Source organism: Tenacibaculum sp. nBUS_03 (assembly GCF_051201695.1).
GTDB lineage: Bacteria > Bacteroidota > Bacteroidia > Flavobacteriales > Flavobacteriaceae > Polaribacter.
In genome coordinates this window covers 2,180,930-2,196,170 of sequence record NZ_CP179214.1, presented here as the reverse complement: position 1 = coordinate 2,196,170, position 15,241 = coordinate 2,180,930, and the positions used below count along the sequence as shown (strand labels likewise).

Genomic DNA, 15,241 nt, shown 5'->3' with positions numbered 1-15,241 from the left:
CTAAACAATTAAGCTGTGAGGTATTTGTTTACTATAAGTAGTATTATATTTTTATTTTCATGTTCAGAAAAACAAGAAAAAGAAATATTAGCAGAAGCGTCTTGTGGACAATGTAAATTTGAATTAAAAAGTCAAAAAGGGTGTGATTTAGCTATAAAAATAGATGATAAGGCTTATTTTGTTGAAGGAGCAAATATTGATGATTTTGGTGATGCTCATGATAAAAAAACAGGCTTTTGTAATGTAGTTAGAGAAGTAAAGGTAACAGGGAAACTTAAAAATGATAAATTCATAGCCTCGTTTTTCGAAATAGTTCAATAAAATTAAATAAATACAAAACAAAAAGACTGAGATTAATCTCAGTCTTTTTGTTTTATTGAAGTGTTATTATTTATAACATATTTTTTGTACTTACCATCTTTGTATCTATGGTATATGAATATAGGCATTAAAATAAAAGACATATAAAAAACCCCCAAGCCCATTACAATAGGCGCTTTTTCATGATTCGTATTTAGTAGGTATATTCCTGTGGTCATCCACACTAGAAAAATAATAAATAAAATTTTAATTATAGTTTTCATTAATCGAATATAATTTTACTGCAAAAATAGTTTTTAAATTAATACAATATGATAGCTGCTGAAGGTTTTATTTTCCATAAAAACGATTTAAAAATTGTTTTAAATCTTCTCTTGATGGAGGTTTTCCTGAAAAGGGAACCATGTTCCATCGATGTTGCTCTTTTTTTAATTCAAATCTGAACATCGATGTTTGAACGTTTTTAGGATTTAATAAAGGATAACGCAAGTCTAAGTATTGAATATTAGCTGAAGAATCTATAGGAACTAAATTGTAATAATTATTACTAAACCAAGTTAAAGTTTTAATGTCTGGATGCGAGGTGTTAAGTAGGTGTCTGCTCTTAGGAATGGTTAATATGGTGTCAAGTTCAGGTTTGGAATCAAATAAAGAATAAAAACCAACTTTATAGCTAGTTTTAGTTTCTGCAATGCCATACCATAAAATATTATTTAAAATAGTAGGTTGAACAGAATACCTAGTATAGTTGATATTTGAGTTCTCAAATGATTTTTTAAATATAGCATTAATATGAAGTTTGTTTACAATTGTGAAAATCATGTAAGCAGAACTAATATAAATTCCAGTTTTTACCCACCAACTTCTACCTATTCGTTTTCTATTATAAAACATAGCTATAACTAAGCACAGTAAAAAAGGAAGAGTGTATAAAGGGTCTACAACTGAAATGTTATTAAAAGCTACTCTATAATCAGAAAAAGGCAAAAAAAGTTGTGTTCCATATGGGGTAAAACTATCTAATATAGGATGAGTGAAAATAGATAAAAAATAAAGCCAAATCCAATTCTTTAAAGTAGTTGTTCCTTGTCGTTTTCCTTTATCATATAGTTTGTAAGTAATCCAAGCAAATACAAAAGCCCCGATAATTGCAAACACTATCGAATGCATAAATCCTCGGTGAAAAGCCATAACATCTATTTCATTTCCATATAACCACCTACCAATAAAAACATCTAAATCAGGAATGGTTCCACCAATAGCTCCGAAAAGCATGGCTTTATTTCCTATCCTTTTTCCTAGTGCAATTTCACCACATGCGGCACCTAAAACAATTTGCGTTAATGAATCCATAAGTAGCAAAAGTACTAAAGTGATTCTATTTGTATAATTCTTAACAAAATCGTAACATTACACATCCAAAAAATAGTAGGAAATGCAAGACGATAAAAACTTATCTGAAATAAAAATTGAAGATCAAAAGATTATAGAAAATAAAGAATTAAGTATATGGGAAGCATTGGTGCCTGTATTTGCTTTAATAGGTATGTTGGCGTACAATGTTTTTGTTTATGGAGATGATGCTTTAAGTGGAAGTAATCAGTTTATTTTATTGTTAGGAGGTGCAGTTGCAGCTATTGTAGGCTTCAGGAATAAAGTCTCTTATGAGAGAATGATGGAAGAAGTAGCTGAGAACATAAAATCAACTGCTGGTGCAATTTTAATATTGTTAATGGTTGGGTCACTTGCAGGAACTTGGTTGATAAGTGGTATTATTCCTTCGATGATATATTATGGTTTACAAATACTAAATCCTACAATATTTTTGGTAGCTTGTTTATTTATTTGTGCGGTTATTTCTATTGCTACTGGTAGTTCTTGGACTACAGCAGCCACAGTTGGTATAGCATTAATAGGAATAGGCGAGGCTCTAGGAATTTCTTTAGGTATGACTGCTGGAGCAGTTTTGTCAGGAGCCTATTTTGGGGATAAAATGTCACCAATGTCAGATACTACTAATTTAGCGCCAGCAATGGCGGGAACTGATTTGTTCACACATATAAAATACATGACTTATACAACAGTTCCTACTTTTGTTGTGACAATTGTATTTTTTATAATTTTAGGATTTACTCAAACAGCAACAGGAGAAGCTGATACGCAAAGTATGCTAGTGGATATTGATAAGGCATTTAATATTAGTCCATGGTTGTTTTTAGTGCCGGCACTAGTGATATTTTTAATAGTAAAAAAGACACCTCCTTTGATAGCTTTATTAGCAGGAACAATTTTAGGTGGAATTTTTGCCTTGATTTTTCAGCCTCAGGTAGTAGCTCAAGTAGCAGGTGTTAAGAGTTTAGATTTTAACTCGGCATACAAAGGAGTAATGCAAGCTATTACAGTTGAAACTTCGGTAGCAACAGATAATGAAGTTTTGAAAGATTTATTTACTGCAGGAGGAATGAAGAAAATGTTAGGTACAGTTTGGTTAATTTTATTAGCTATGGTTTTTGGCGGTATTATGGATGCTATTGGTGCTTTAGCTAGAATTAGTAGTTTCATGTTAGGTTTATTTGATTCAGTGTTTGGTTTATTTGCAAGTACAGTTGCAACATGTGTTGGGTTAAACTTTACTGCATCTGATCAGTATTTGGCTATAGTTGTTCCAGGTAAAATGTATTCTAAAGCGTATGCAGATAAAGGGCTAGCTCCAGAAAATCTAAGTAGAACTTTAGAAGACTCAGGTACTGTTACTTCTGTTTTAATTCCGTGGAACACATGTGGAGCCTATCATTCAGGTGTTTTGGGTGTGCCAGTTGTAGATTACGCATTTTATGCTATGTTTAATTGGTTGAGTCCGTTTATGACATTATTGTTCGCTGCTTTTAGAATAAAAATAAGAGAAATAATAAAAAAATAATTTAAAGCCTCACTTTTAAGTGAGGCTTTTTTATTATACAGAAAGCAAAAATAGAAGAATCAGCATTGTTGACCGAAATAGCTTTGGTTTCTAAAGCTTATTGGGGATATTCTAAGAAACAAGTTGAAAGCTGGAGAAAAGATTTGACTATTAGTGTTAAAATGATTGAAGAAATGATGATTTATAAATTTGTTCAGGACACAAATGTAGTCGGTTTTTATGCTCTAAATCCTCCAGTTGAACAATCTGTTGAGTTAGAAATGTTATTCGTGTTACCAAATTACATAGGGAAATCGATAGGGAAACAGTTCTTATTACATTCTTTTAATGAAGCAAGGAAATTTGATGTTGATCATATGACATTATTAGCAGACCCAAATGCTGTTTCTTTTTATAAAAAACAAGGATTTGAAATTATCACAAAAAAAGAAAGCTCAATACCTAATAGATATTTACCAATAATGATAAAAAAATTATCAGGAAGGTAAAAAAAACTCATGTATTTTTGTTGAATGAATTTTCCAGAAAAACTTCAAAAAAAACTTCAGCAAAGAATCTATAATACTTCTTTGAGATCCTTGGTGAAAATAGAAACTTAACTGATTTTTCATCTAATGATTATTTAGGGGTTTCAAAATCTAAAGAAATATTTAAAAATGCGCATCAGTATTTATTAGATAATAATGGTGTTCAAAATGGAGCGACAGGATCTCGTTTATTATCAGGGAATTATAGTTTGTATTCGTTGATTGAAAAAGATTTGTCTGTTTTTCATAATGCAGAAGGAGCATTGTTATTTAATTCTGGTTATAATGCGAATCTTGGTGTTTTTTCTTCAATACCTCAGCGTGGTGATTATATTTTATATGATGAGTTAATTCATGCTTCAATTAGAGATGGAATTCAATTATCTAATGCTAGGCAATTTAAATTCAAGCATAATGATGTAAGTCATTTAGAAGAGCGAATTCTATTTATTAAAACTGAAATAAAAAATAATGATTCAGTTATATATGTCGTAACAGAGTCTGTTTTTTCAATGGATGGTGATACCCCTGATTTAAAAGAAATGGTTGAAATTTGTGAAAAATATCAGGTGTTTTTTATTGTTGATGAGGCACATTCAGTTGGGGTTTTTGGAAAAAATGGATGTGGCCTGGTACAAGAATTAGGATTAGAAAAAAGAGTTTTTGCAAGAATAATAACTTTTGGAAAAGCACTTGGTTGTCATGGAGCATTGGTTTTAGGAAGTCGAGCCCTACAGAAGTATTTAGTTAACTTTTCAAGAAGCTTTATTTATACAACAGGGTTGCCCCCCCATGCTCTATCAACTATAAAGCAAGTATATAAATTTATTAGAAGTGGTAGTGGAGCTAAAAGCATAAAAAATCTTCATGAAAATATAGATCATTTTCAAAATGAAATAGACAGGTTACAGCTTGATTTTATTAATAGTAATTCCGCAATACACTGTTGTATTGTTTCTGGGAATGAAAGAATAAAAAGCATAGCTAAAAAAATGGAGTATAATGGCTTTGATATTAAGCCTATTTTATCTCCAACTGTACCAGAAGGGAAAGAAAGACTTCGCTTTTGCTTACATAATTACAATACTAAGAAAGAGATAACGCAAGTTTTGGAGAGCCTTGCTACCTTTGTAATTTAAAAGAAATGGCATGAGAGATGATTATACGATTTTAGCTGTATTTGAATATTCAACGGAAGCACAACTAACAAAATCTAAATTAGATTCTGAGGGTATTAGAACAATGTTAATGGATGAAAAAACTGTTGATTCTGATCCTTTAATAAGCCAAGCAATAGGAGGGGTGAAATTGTTAGTACATAACGAAGATTTAGAAAAAGGGTTGAATATTTATAATGAAATTAGAGATTATGAAAAATACGATGATGGAAAAGAAATTAATTGCGTACAATGTAATTCTTCTAGAATTCTAGTAGCACCAGTTCAAAGAAAAAGTATATTTTATATGTTGTTTCCTTTTTTTGAGAAGAGAAAATTAATATGTAATGAATGTAAAACAATTTTTTAATGCAACATAAATATTTTATCACAGGTATTTCAACAGAAGTAGGTAAAACAGTGATTTCTGCAATTATAACAGAAGCACTCGAAGCTGATTATTGGAAGCCAGTTCAGGCTGGAGAATTAGATAATTCTGACACTTTAAAAGTAGAAAAACTTATATCAAATAACGTGTCTAAGTTTTATCCAAATTCTTACGCTTTGCATTCTCCTATGAGTCCGCATGCAGCAGCTGAAATAGATGGTGTTTCTATTGATAGTAATAATATTAAAGAACCGTTAACAGAAAATCATCTTGTTATAGAGGGGGCAGGAGGAGTGTTAGTTCCGTTAAATGATTCAGAAACTATTTTAGATCTTATTAAACCAACGTATAAGGTTATCGTGGTTTCAAGGCACTATTTAGGAAGTATTAATCATACTTTATTAACTGTAAATTTGTTGAAAGAAAAAGGATTTGATGTGTCAATTATTTTTTCAGGATCTGAGCATAAAACTACTGAGAGTATTATTAAGAAAATGACAGGAGTTACCGTTATTGGTAGGGTAGATGAAGAGCCGTATTTTGATGAAAATGTAATTAAAGAATACGCTGCAAAATTTAAAAATAAATTATGAGCTTAACAGAAAGAGATAAAAAATATATTTGGCACCCCTTAAAACAGCATCAAACGCATCCAGATAGCTTAGGTATTGTAAAAGCCAAAGGATGTATACTGACTGATGAAAATGGTACTGAATACATTGATGCTATTTCTTCATGGTATACTTGTATGTTTGGTCATTGTAATGATTATATCATAAACAAAGTGCATCATCAAATGCAACAGTTAGACCAAATAATGTTTAGTGATTTTACGCATCCTCCAGCTGTTGAGTTATCTGAGAAGTTGATAAATATATTGCCCGAAAATCAAGCAAAGATTTTTTTTAATGATAATGGATCTACAAGTGTTGAGGCAGCTATAAAAATGGTTTTACAGTACTATTTTAATAAGGGAGATAAAAGTACTGTATTTATTGCTTTTGAAAATGGTTTTCATGGAGATACTTTTGGAGCTATGTCAACCTCAGGACTTTCGGTTTATAATGGACCATTTGAAGAGTTTTTGATGGATGTAAAGCGAATTCCTACCCCAAATGGAACTAATCATATTGAAGTTTTACAGCAATTAGAAAAAATCACTGCTGAGAATAAAGTAGCTGCATTTATATATGAACCATTGGTTCAAGGAGCTGCAGGAATGAAAATTCACAGTGCTGAAGGGTTAAATGAAATTTTAAGTTTTTGTAAATCAAAATCAATTATCACTATTGCAGATGAGGTAATGACAGGGTTTGGAAAAACAGGAAAAAACTTTGCTTCAGACTATATGGTTACAAAACCAGATATTATATGTTTAAGTAAAGCGTTAACTGGAGGTATGGTGCCCATGGGGATTACATCATGCACACAGGATATTTATGAGGCTTTTTTAAGTAGTGATATTTCTAAAGGTTTTTTTCATTGCCATACCTATGCGGCTAATCCAATAGCTTGTGCAGCTTCTATTGCTAGTATTGAGTTGCTAGAATCTGAAGAAATTCAGCAAAATATTAAAAACATTAGCGAAGCACATGTACTATTTAGTGAAAGAGTGAAAAAACACTCTAAAGTAAATTCAACTCGACAAATAGGTGTTATTTTAGCTTTAGATATCGCTACAAATATGGAGCGTTATGGAGCTTTAAGAGATGTTTTATTAAAGTCGTTTATGAAAGAGGGGGTTTTTTTAAGACCTCTTGGAAATACAATTTATATTCAAGTTCCATATATTATTGATATGATATTACTTGAAAAGGTATATAATACTATAGAAAAAGTTTTAGATACCCTCTAAAGCTTTTTCTAGTAAGTTAATATCTTCTTGTGTTTCTTTTATGCGGATGTATAATTCTTCATAAGCCCATTCACCATCTGTTTTAATACCTTTTATAATTAGAACTCCTTCTTTTTTTGATCCTTTTATAGGAACAGAAAAATCAACCTTACCATTATTATTCGTCAAAGAAATATTTCCACTAGCAATTCCACATTTTTCAATAGGTTCACCTAATAAGTTAATTACTTTTTTATTCTTTGAAGCTTTTTCAATTGCATACTCTATAGGGGCAGCATTATTAAGTAAATTAGAGACCCCAAAAAAAGCCGCACCAATACCAACTATAAACATTAAAATAATAGCTAAACAGCCGCTTACAGGTATAAACCATAGCCAGTTTCTACCAAACCAACTTTTTTGTTTTTGATGTTCCATGCATAATTTTTAATGATAAGACTAAAATATGTTTAATTTGTTACAAAAACTAAAAACTCTAGTAGTATATAGAGCTTAAAGCTATAAGAAGTTTTATTTTTGTTGAAATTTTTAAGGTTTGAGAAATAGTATATCAATTACCTCTATAGCATCGGTATCGGCATTAGGAAGTTTATCAGAGGATATTTGGGCTAATTATAAAAATGATAAGCATCATTTAAGTATCAAAGAGTTTGAGAACTTTAATGCTTGGGTAGCTAAAATTCAAGAGAAAGATGAATTGCAAATAGAAATGTTAAGAAAATCAGATGCTAAATACAAAGATTTAGACGAATCTGTATTGTATGCTTTATATGTTTCTAGGAAAGCTATTAAAGAATCAGGATGGAGTGCTACTGATAATTTTGGAATTAATATAGGCTCTTCAAGAGGAGCAACTATTTTATTTGAAAAATACCATAAAGAGTTTCTACAAACTGGTATGTCTTCAACATTGAGTTCGCCTACAACAACATTAGGTAACATATCATCTTGGATAGCTCATGATTTACAAACGAGCGGTCCTGAAATTTCACATTCGATAACCTGTTCAACAGGTTTACACTCATTGTTAAATGGGGTTGCTTGGATACAATCAGGAATGGCAAGTAAGTTTTTAATAGGTGCAAGTGAGGCTTCATTAACTGATTTTACCATTGCTCAAATGCAAGCATTAAAAGTGTATGCTAAAAATGAAGATGAATACCCGTGTAAAACATTAGACTTAGAAAAAAATAACAATACCATGGTTATTGGAGAAGGAGCTTCAGTACTATGTTTAGAAGAAGGAATTAAAGAGAATGCAATTGCATTTGTTGAAGGTGTTGGGTATGCTACTGAAATATTAAAGCATAATATTTCAATATCTTCAGATGCTCAATGTTTCCAGAAATCTATGAAAATGGCATTAGGAAATGTTTTACCAGAAGAAATTGACGCAATAGTAATGCATGCTCCAGGTACCATAAAAGGTGATTTATCAGAACTAAAAGCAATTAAAAAAATATTTGGAGAGCATATACCTTTTTTAACTTCTAACAAATGGAAATTAGGACATACATTTGCAACTTCTGGCTTGTTAAGTTTAGAATTAGCAGTTTTAATGCTACAACATCAAGAATGTATACCAGTTCCTTTTATTAAAAAACAAAAAAATCCAGTAAAAGTTAATAAAATACTGGTTAATTCTGTAGGTTTTGGAGGAAATGCTGTTTCTGTATTGGTATCAAAATAAGTGTTTTCATAGTAAAAAATAATAAAACACTCCATTAAAGTATTAATTAGAATTTTTCTTTTTTTTGAGCAATGGTTGTTTACAGGTTATCCTAAAAACAACAACAGTTTGTGAGCAAAAGTGTAATTAAAAAATTAAACAACTCAAAACAACTTAAATCCGTAGTTATTGCTTTACTTTTTTTGTTTTTAGGGATATCTATTTACTTTTATCAAAAGCACTAAGACTAGGAATGTTTAAAAGCACAACGAAACAACTACAAAAAAGAACTAGTTAAAAAAGTAAAATAATTATACGAAAAAAAAAGTCAAACCCGACTTGCTTTTTTATCTCTCGAATATTTATTTATAGCTCTAATCAAGTAGGTATAAATGATAACAAGCGCAATTTTTTAAATTACACTTGTTATAAAAAGCTAAGGCAGAAACTCCTACATCAGCATTAAGTTTCAACCTTTATTCTAAATATACAGGTTTCATTTGCCAAAGAATATAATTACATTTTTTATTTTCAATAAAGACCACCGAAGATTTATAATCTCCCCAAATTTTTTTAAAGGCCTCAATATTTTTACTTACATCTTTAAGACTATATAATTTTAAAGAGTCTATTTTGTTTATTTTTTGAGGTTTTTTATATGATTCAAACTCATAAAAAATTCTATTAATGGGTTGGTTTTTAATAATTACAATGTCATCATCATTTTTCTGTGAAACATTTTTATTAATAAATCCGTCATTTTTACTTCTATCTTTTAAAACTTTTATAGAAGAAAAGTAATAATCTTTATCTTGATTTATTTCTTTTTTAAATTTATATAAAGACTGATATTTACTATCAATCATAACATATAATACATTTTCTTGAGCAATTGTGTTAAAATTGCATATTACAATAATAAATAAATAAACTATTTTTTTCATTTTTTATATTTAATTACAGTTTTCGACTTTTTATCTTCACATGATATTAAAAAAAAACAATTAAAAATAAATTTATTCTATACATATTAAAGTTTTAATTAAATCTGCTACAGGAAAAGGGTCTACTTCTGTACTTTCATAAGAAGCCCAATTTTCCAATATCATTAAATTTAATTTTGTTGTTTCAATACTATGTAAATATTCTGAAAACAATGAAATTAGTTCATTATTTACTTTATCTTCTATAAGAGCTTGATTCATTGAGGATATAATTAAATCAATAAACTCAACCTTAGTAGGTTTGTCAATGCTAATTATATTCTCGTTATAATAATTAATAAACTCCCTAACTCTATTGGAGTCATAATTTATTATACCCCAATCAGAAGTGTTTTCCAGTTTTAATTCTTTATTTATTTCTTCAAACGTTTTCATATAAAATTTTTAAGGGATATATGTACCTAATCTTTTTAATAAATCTAAAGATGAATTAACAGGGATTGCTGTTAATACACCTGAACCACTAGGAACTAATCTGATGTGTATTGTTGTAAAAATAACACCATCACCTTTACGAAATATTCTTCCTATATTTTTTAAGTTTTGTGGAATAGGAATATCTATAGTTCCATTCCCTAGTTGATTTAATTTACTTTAAATCCTCTTGTTCCTATATGACTCCAATCAACATTATATTTGAAAATTTTATTTTTATATTTTTCTATAATAATAACTTTAAAAAAAATGTGATTTTTAGTTATAGGTATTGGATACTGTTTTTTTTTATCTTTCCAATACTTGTCTTCTTTCAATTTTTGTTTAATGAATTTCAGTTCATTATTAGATAATTCATTAGTTTTTGAAATTTTGATTTTTTTTAGTTCGTTAATATTACAAGTATCTATTTCGTTTTTTTTATAAAATTTAAATATTTCACCCTCTATATGAAAATATATTTTACCCTTAGACTTTATTTTTTTATCAATTTTTGAATTAAAGAGTATATACTTGATTGGCTTTAAATATTTTTCCCCTCCTTTACTAAATACAAAATAATCATTTTCTTTTTCTTGAGAATAAGATAGAATATTAAATCCTACAAATAATAATAATATTTTATTCATAATTAATTACAGTTTGAAGTTCCTTTTTTTAAAAAAACTATTCCTTTTTTACCTGAAATATAGTTTTTACTAGTAAGCAATTACTGTTCTCTCAACCTTAAATTTTAAATATTTTTTTTTCTCAATTTTTAACAAAAAGTATAAGTTTTTGAATAATATATTGGGATTGTTTTCTTTCCAAGTATTATCTTGAATCCATTTGTAATCAACTAAATTCAAAGAATTTATATCGCAATAATTAATCGTTTCTATTTTACTACCATAAACTTTATTAAATGTCAGTTCTTTAGGTCTTTTGTAAAATTGATAACCATGAAACTTTCCTTTTCTTTTGTCTTTCAGTATTTTATCCTTTCTTTTCTTATATTCAGTTCTGTTATATAACCTAAAATTACTAGTTTCATTATTTATTATATCAGGTTTCAAGGTGTAATCTTTATGGTTTTTATCTAATATATAAAAAGCATCATCTTTTTTTGTTTGCGAATGACTTCCTAAACTATATAGAAACAATACTATAAAAATTTTAATTACTACATTCATTTTTTCCAGATTTTATAAATACTTTTATTCTGTTCCAACATTTTCTTTAATTTTTTTCTGTTAAATCGAATAGCCACTTTTGGCACAACAGTTGCCTGTCCTCCGTTATTATTAATCCATTCTTTAATTTCTTCTTGTAAATTAGACCAAGTAGCTTCTCCAATATCATAGTATGTCTTATGAAATAGTTAATATTTTTTGACACTTTATTTTCCAATGGTAGTTTTCTTTCTCTAAATAGATTAGACTTGAATGACCATCTAAGTGTCCTTTCAGTTCACCTAGAATCACAATTGCTTTGTTATAGTCTTTATTAAATGCTATTCTCGAAAAATTTAATAATAAATCAATCTTTTTGCCCCCTATTAAAGGTAGATTTCTATAATCTTTTTTAAATTGAATTATGGTATCCTTGTTAAAATCAGTGATTTTTGATATATCGATTTTTTCATCTTCCTTTTTAGAGTTGAATAAATCCAACAAATCTTTATTTATATTACATATATTTCTAAAATTATACTCGTCTCTTATACCAAAAAGATTACTTTCAATCGAGATTACTTTTCTTTTACTAGATTCCCTATAAAAATACGTTAACACTCCTAAACTATCTTTCTCCGAAAGATATTGAATTTTATTATTATAACTAGAATTGCTAGGTGGATGTGGAGGTGTGGCAATTATAATTTTTAAAAATTCTTTGCTCTCATGCACCAAAGTATTCAATACTGAATACAAATTTTCTTGATACTTTTCTCTCTCATTTTTATTTTGACATGAAAAAAAAGAGAAAAAAAATACGGAAATTAAAATGTATTTCGTTTTCATTTTGTTGTTATTTACAGTTCTGATCGATTTGTGTTTTAAAAGGAGTTGTTGCATTTAATGTTGCCTGTTTTTTGGCGAACCCTGTATCATCTATTTTAATACACACTCCATTGTGATAATATCCATTAAATCCATATGGTTTTAAACCGTCCCATGCAAAACCCCAGTAATAATCTAAAGGATACCGATTATTATCTAGCTTTCTGATTGCTTTTGCAATGGGTTTAACATATTTATCCGCCATATGTTCATGTTAAGCTCGTCCTACTAGTACTTTATATTGCGTATAGTAACCTAACAAATTCGGTCTATTACTAACAGCCACTAAGTTTATACCAATTAAATTTTTAAATGACACCTATATAAAATGAATTGTTTTTAGAATTGATTTAGGAAAAAAACACAATCATAGCATTAGTTATGTTTTTGTTTTTTAACGACAAACAAACTAAAAAGAAACAATTTATACGTTTTATTTTAATGTTTAATTGGTATTAATTCAGTATTATCATTAACTCAAGTTTTGATATATCTTAACAGGTAAAACGTGATATTTATTATTCTTTCTTATAACTAAAAATAAATTTTTATTCTGCATTGAATTAGTGAAAAATTCTTTTATTGATGTAAGTTCTATTTTTTTTAAATTTTCGATTACGTCAATCGGTTGTTTTTCTTTAACTTTTAGAGAATATTCATTGTTATTATAGCACATAAGGTATTCCTTTTTTTTAAATTCTTTAAGATTTTTACAATAGACAATATTAGTATCATAATATATATATATATTATTATTATCAAATTGAGTAACTAATACTATTATTATTGGAACAAGAATTATAATCAAACTTCCTATGAGGTACTTATATTTATTGAAATTATAAACAATTTTTGTCATTTTGTCTTGCTTTATTTATCACATTAATTAAGTTTTGTTTTTGAGTAGAAGATAATTTGAAAACTCCTCGAGATGCTAAAATTTTATAGTCTTTAAAGCTAGAAAAAATAGTTTTGTCATAATTTTTAATAGCTGTAGCCATACGATTAATGAATTGATCTTTCATTATATCATGGCTATAATTTTGTATCCCAGTATTATTAATATACCTCTCATATAATTTAGAGAAACTAGCATTAGAATCATTATAATGTTTTCCTAAAAAAGCATGAGACATCTCATGAACTAATATTGATGCAACTTCAATAGAAGATAAAGTCTTTATTAAATTTTCATTTACTAAAATGTAATAATTCCCATCACTATCAACTCTGGTTTTTCCGCCAGTATCGTTAGGTAATTTCTTAGACATTTTGAATGTTAAATTTCTACCTCCAATATTATTAGTTCCAAACTCGACAAATAAGTCTGTTATCATATTATGGAAATTAGATACACCACTAGATAATAATTTTTCATATGCACAAAGGGCTTTCCCTGTAAGTCCATTAATAATTCGATCTTCAAAATCAATTATAGCATTAGGGTTTTTAATTTTCACCTTGATTACTTCATTAATAAAGCTTTTAGCTTCTTTTGATATTGCTCTATTAATTATATTTTGACTCGCAAAGCGTTGTAAATCTATTCTTATTTTATCATTATCATATAAAAAACGTTTATGTTCTTTGTTGGTAATACCTGCATCATTTAAAAACCTAGCTATAATAGCACCTTTTACTAGAGTTTCTTTGAGAAATTTATTATAAACAAATGTTGGATGAAGTCCTGCACCTTCAATATAATCACGAGCTTCTCTTGCCAAATCTATAAATGTTTTTGATTCATAATTATCATTTAGCCATTGAATTATATTTTGATTTCTAATATTAAAAGTTTCTAAAAAGAAATCTACCGTGGTGCTTGCACCAATAGAAGAGCTGTTTAAAAGACTATTAAGCTTTTCTTTTCTAAGTTTCTCTAATCTTGCTTTTGCTCTTGCTTCTGCTAGATGTGGATAAGGGACTCCAGAGAAGAAACCTGATTCATACAGTAATTTATGATAATATTTTTCATCAAACACAGAAATATCCCCTTCTCTATTTTTTTTAGCATATTCTTCGATATACTTACCATCCAACATTCTGTAATCAAAAATAGGAAGAGTATTTGGTATTTTCATAGGGCTATTTATATACCTTAACTGATATACTAGTGCTTGCATATAAGCAATTTGTTTCCACTGATCTAAACCATTATGGTACTGATGTTTTAAAGCTGTAGCAGCATTAAACATTTTTGTAAAATCTGCACTATCAAAACTATATAATTCTTTAACCATATATTCGTTAATATGTGCTTTTGCAGCATTAGGTTCAAAACGTCCAATAATTCCTTTTCGTATGTTCTCTAAATAAGAGACATTTTTAATATTCTTTAAAGGGATGTTGTTAACTCTTATTTCTGCGTATAAAGAATTATTAATATTTCCTCTTTTAATTTCATGTTCTCTGAATTTAAGCGATTTTAATTCTTTTAAGTGTTTGTTTTTTAGGTCTTTTGTTGTTCTGTTTGCTTTGCTGTATTTGTTTCTTGGTTCAAATGCATAAGCATTAAAACTACGGTCTTCTGTAGCTTTAAAAAGGGCATTTTTAGCATCGTTATAATTGTTAAACTTTTTATTTAATGCATCTTCGATTTCAGGTTTAATTCTATTATTTTTTTGATATTCCATCCATCTTCGTAATTTTCTGTCTCTAGCTATTCTAGATAACCTTTCATTACTAAGCATTAGGTTGAGGTCTGAGAAATTAAAATTAAAATTCTCTAGCCCTTCTGTGCAATTACTACAATTTTTATTATTATTAATATTTTGGAGGCCATGAATAATATCCTCAAAATTTACTGGTTTTATTCTAAATTCATCAAAGCTTTCCTTGTCATTAAAAAACTGTCTTCTTTGTCCTTGTACGGCAAAAATTAAGCCAATTATAAGTATAAAAGTAAATATTTTTTTCATAGTCTTTT

General features: G+C 28.4%; 19 protein-coding genes. 8 read left to right on the top strand and 11 right to left on the bottom strand.

Annotated elements, in window-relative coordinates; translation table 11 throughout:
• Positions 1-15 precede the first annotated feature (15 nt).
• Positions 16-321, top strand: a complete 306-nt coding sequence (locus ACMFBB_RS10245) for a DUF6370 family protein (protein WP_435260689.1) — start codon at positions 16-18, stop codon at positions 319-321.
• A 38-nt stretch (positions 322-359) separates the two neighbouring features.
• Here the strand turns inward: ACMFBB_RS10245 and ACMFBB_RS10240 are convergent, their stop codons facing one another.
• On the bottom strand, positions 360-584 hold the full coding sequence (locus tag ACMFBB_RS10240; protein WP_435260688.1) for a hypothetical protein: 225 nt from the start codon (positions 582-584) through the stop codon (positions 360-362).
• Positions 585-651: 67 nt separating this feature from the next.
• Entirely contained in the window at positions 652-1,674 is a 1,023-nt protein-coding gene (locus ACMFBB_RS10235; protein WP_435260687.1) for a metal-dependent hydrolase, read from the bottom strand.
• Between the two features lie 82 nt (positions 1,675-1,756).
• Here ACMFBB_RS10235 and nhaC point away from each other — a divergent pair, with 82 nt between their 5' ends.
• From nhaC to bioA, 6 genes are all read left to right on the top strand, one after another.
• Complete coding sequence (gene nhaC, locus ACMFBB_RS10230) at positions 1,757-3,241, top strand: Na+/H+ antiporter NhaC (protein WP_435260686.1); 1,485 nt, start codon at positions 1,757-1,759, stop codon at positions 3,239-3,241.
• A 65-nt stretch (positions 3,242-3,306) separates the two neighbouring features.
• Positions 3,307-3,729, top strand: a complete 423-nt coding sequence (locus tag ACMFBB_RS10225; protein ID WP_435260685.1) for a GNAT family N-acetyltransferase — start codon at positions 3,307-3,309, stop codon at positions 3,727-3,729.
• A gap of 86 nt (positions 3,730-3,815) precedes the next feature.
• Complete coding sequence (locus ACMFBB_RS10220; RefSeq protein WP_435264295.1) at positions 3,816-4,907, top strand: aminotransferase class I/II-fold pyridoxal phosphate-dependent enzyme; 1,092 nt, start codon at positions 3,816-3,818, stop codon at positions 4,905-4,907.
• Between the two features lie 10 nt (positions 4,908-4,917).
• Positions 4,918-5,295 (top strand): DUF2007 domain-containing protein, encoded by a 378-nt coding sequence (locus ACMFBB_RS10215; protein ID WP_435260684.1) that lies wholly within the window; start codon positions 4,918-4,920, stop codon positions 5,293-5,295.
• Positions 5,295-5,906: a dethiobiotin synthase gene (bioD, locus tag ACMFBB_RS10210; RefSeq protein ID WP_435260683.1), complete on the top strand. Its 612-nt coding sequence runs from the start codon at positions 5,295-5,297 to the stop codon at positions 5,904-5,906. The genes ACMFBB_RS10215 and bioD overlap by 1 nt, the downstream gene beginning before the upstream one ends.
• Complete coding sequence (bioA, locus tag ACMFBB_RS10205) at positions 5,903-7,168, top strand: adenosylmethionine--8-amino-7-oxononanoate transaminase (protein ID WP_435260682.1); 1,266 nt, start codon at positions 5,903-5,905, stop codon at positions 7,166-7,168. Before bioD ends, bioA begins: the two co-directional genes overlap by 4 nt.
• Here the strand turns inward: bioA and ACMFBB_RS10200 are convergent.
• Positions 7,154-7,585 carry a cytochrome c oxidase assembly factor Coa1 family protein gene (locus tag ACMFBB_RS10200; protein ID WP_435260681.1) on the bottom strand — a complete coding sequence of 144 codons (432 nt, stop codon included), beginning with the start codon at positions 7,583-7,585 and terminating at the stop codon, positions 7,154-7,156. The two genes, bioA and ACMFBB_RS10200, sit on opposite strands and share 15 nt — an antisense overlap.
• 118 nt (positions 7,586-7,703) lie before the next feature.
• Between ACMFBB_RS10200 and ACMFBB_RS10195 the strand changes: the two genes are divergently transcribed.
• A complete protein-coding gene (locus ACMFBB_RS10195) occupies positions 7,704-8,858 on the top strand; it encodes a beta-ketoacyl synthase N-terminal-like domain-containing protein (protein ID WP_435260680.1) in 1,155 nt (384 codons plus the stop codon).
• Positions 8,859-9,313: 455 nt separating this feature from the next.
• Here the strand turns inward: ACMFBB_RS10195 and ACMFBB_RS10190 are convergent, their stop codons facing one another.
• The 8 genes from ACMFBB_RS10190 to ACMFBB_RS10155 form a co-directional block, all read right to left on the bottom strand.
• On the bottom strand, positions 9,314-9,781 hold the full coding sequence (locus tag ACMFBB_RS10190) for a hypothetical protein (RefSeq protein ID WP_435260679.1): 468 nt from the start codon (positions 9,779-9,781) through the stop codon (positions 9,314-9,316).
• Between the two features lie 72 nt (positions 9,782-9,853).
• The gene (locus tag ACMFBB_RS10185) at positions 9,854-10,216 is read right to left on the bottom strand and encodes a hypothetical protein (RefSeq protein ID WP_435260678.1); all 363 of its coding nucleotides are present in this window, start codon (positions 10,214-10,216) and stop codon (positions 9,854-9,856) included.
• A 209-nt stretch (positions 10,217-10,425) separates the two neighbouring features.
• Complete coding sequence (locus tag ACMFBB_RS10180) at positions 10,426-10,905, bottom strand: hypothetical protein (protein ID WP_435260677.1); 480 nt, start codon at positions 10,903-10,905, stop codon at positions 10,426-10,428.
• A 69-nt stretch (positions 10,906-10,974) separates the two neighbouring features.
• Positions 10,975-11,448 carry a hypothetical protein gene (locus ACMFBB_RS10175; protein WP_435260676.1) on the bottom strand — a complete coding sequence of 158 codons (474 nt, stop codon included), beginning with the start codon at positions 11,446-11,448 and terminating at the stop codon, positions 10,975-10,977.
• Between the two features lie 177 nt (positions 11,449-11,625).
• Positions 11,626-12,276, bottom strand: a complete 651-nt coding sequence (locus ACMFBB_RS10170) for a hypothetical protein (RefSeq protein WP_435260675.1) — start codon at positions 12,274-12,276, stop codon at positions 11,626-11,628.
• A gap of 7 nt (positions 12,277-12,283) precedes the next feature.
• Positions 12,284-12,520, bottom strand: a complete 237-nt coding sequence (locus ACMFBB_RS10165; RefSeq protein ID WP_435260674.1) for a hypothetical protein — start codon at positions 12,518-12,520, stop codon at positions 12,284-12,286.
• A 267-nt stretch (positions 12,521-12,787) separates the two neighbouring features.
• Positions 12,788-13,174: a hypothetical protein gene (locus ACMFBB_RS10160; protein ID WP_435260673.1), complete on the bottom strand. Its 387-nt coding sequence runs from the start codon at positions 13,172-13,174 to the stop codon at positions 12,788-12,790.
• Positions 13,155-15,233 carry a SprT-like domain-containing protein gene (locus ACMFBB_RS10155; RefSeq protein ID WP_435260672.1) on the bottom strand — a complete coding sequence of 693 codons (2,079 nt, stop codon included), beginning with the start codon at positions 15,231-15,233 and terminating at the stop codon, positions 13,155-13,157. The genes ACMFBB_RS10160 and ACMFBB_RS10155 overlap by 20 nt, the downstream gene beginning before the upstream one ends.
• Positions 15,234-15,241: the final 8 nt, after the last annotated feature.

Bases quoted from the DNA above. Each gene is read 5' to 3' on its own strand.
- ACMFBB_RS10200 (WP_435260681.1), bottom strand. From the start codon at position 7,585: ATGGAACATCAAAAACAAAAAAGTTGGTTTGGTAGAAACTGGCTATGG.
- nhaC (WP_435260686.1), top strand. From the start codon at position 1,757: ATGCAAGACGATAAAAACTTATCTGAAATAAAAATTGAAGATCAAAAG.
- ACMFBB_RS10155 (WP_435260672.1), bottom strand. From the start codon at position 15,233: ATGAAAAAAATATTTACTTTTATACTTATAATTGGCTTAATTTTTGCC.
- ACMFBB_RS10175 (WP_435260676.1), bottom strand. From the start codon at position 11,448: ATGAATGTAGTAATTAAAATTTTTATAGTATTGTTTCTATATAGTTTA.
- ACMFBB_RS10165 (WP_435260674.1), bottom strand. From the start codon at position 12,520: ATGGCGGATAAATATGTTAAACCCATTGCAAAAGCAATCAGAAAGCTA.
- ACMFBB_RS10170 (WP_435260675.1), bottom strand. From the start codon at position 12,276: ATGAAAACGAAATACATTTTAATTTCCGTATTTTTTTTCTCTTTTTTT.
- ACMFBB_RS10235 (WP_435260687.1), bottom strand. From the start codon at position 1,674: ATGGATTCATTAACGCAAATTGTTTTAGGTGCCGCATGTGGTGAAATT.
- ACMFBB_RS10240 (WP_435260688.1), bottom strand. From the start codon at position 584: ATGAAAACTATAATTAAAATTTTATTTATTATTTTTCTAGTGTGGATG.
- ACMFBB_RS10190 (WP_435260679.1), bottom strand. From the start codon at position 9,781: ATGAAAAAAATAGTTTATTTATTTATTATTGTAATATGCAATTTTAAC.
- bioA (WP_435260682.1), top strand. From the start codon at position 5,903: ATGAGCTTAACAGAAAGAGATAAAAAATATATTTGGCACCCCTTAAAA.
- ACMFBB_RS10160 (WP_435260673.1), bottom strand. From the start codon at position 13,174: ATGACAAAAATTGTTTATAATTTCAATAAATATAAGTACCTCATAGGA.
- ACMFBB_RS10180 (WP_435260677.1), bottom strand. From the start codon at position 10,905: ATGAATAAAATATTATTATTATTTGTAGGATTTAATATTCTATCTTAT.
- ACMFBB_RS10215 (WP_435260684.1), top strand. From the start codon at position 4,918: ATGAGAGATGATTATACGATTTTAGCTGTATTTGAATATTCAACGGAA.
- ACMFBB_RS10185 (WP_435260678.1), bottom strand. From the start codon at position 10,216: ATGAAAACGTTTGAAGAAATAAATAAAGAATTAAAACTGGAAAACACT.
- bioD (WP_435260683.1), top strand. From the start codon at position 5,295: ATGCAACATAAATATTTTATCACAGGTATTTCAACAGAAGTAGGTAAA.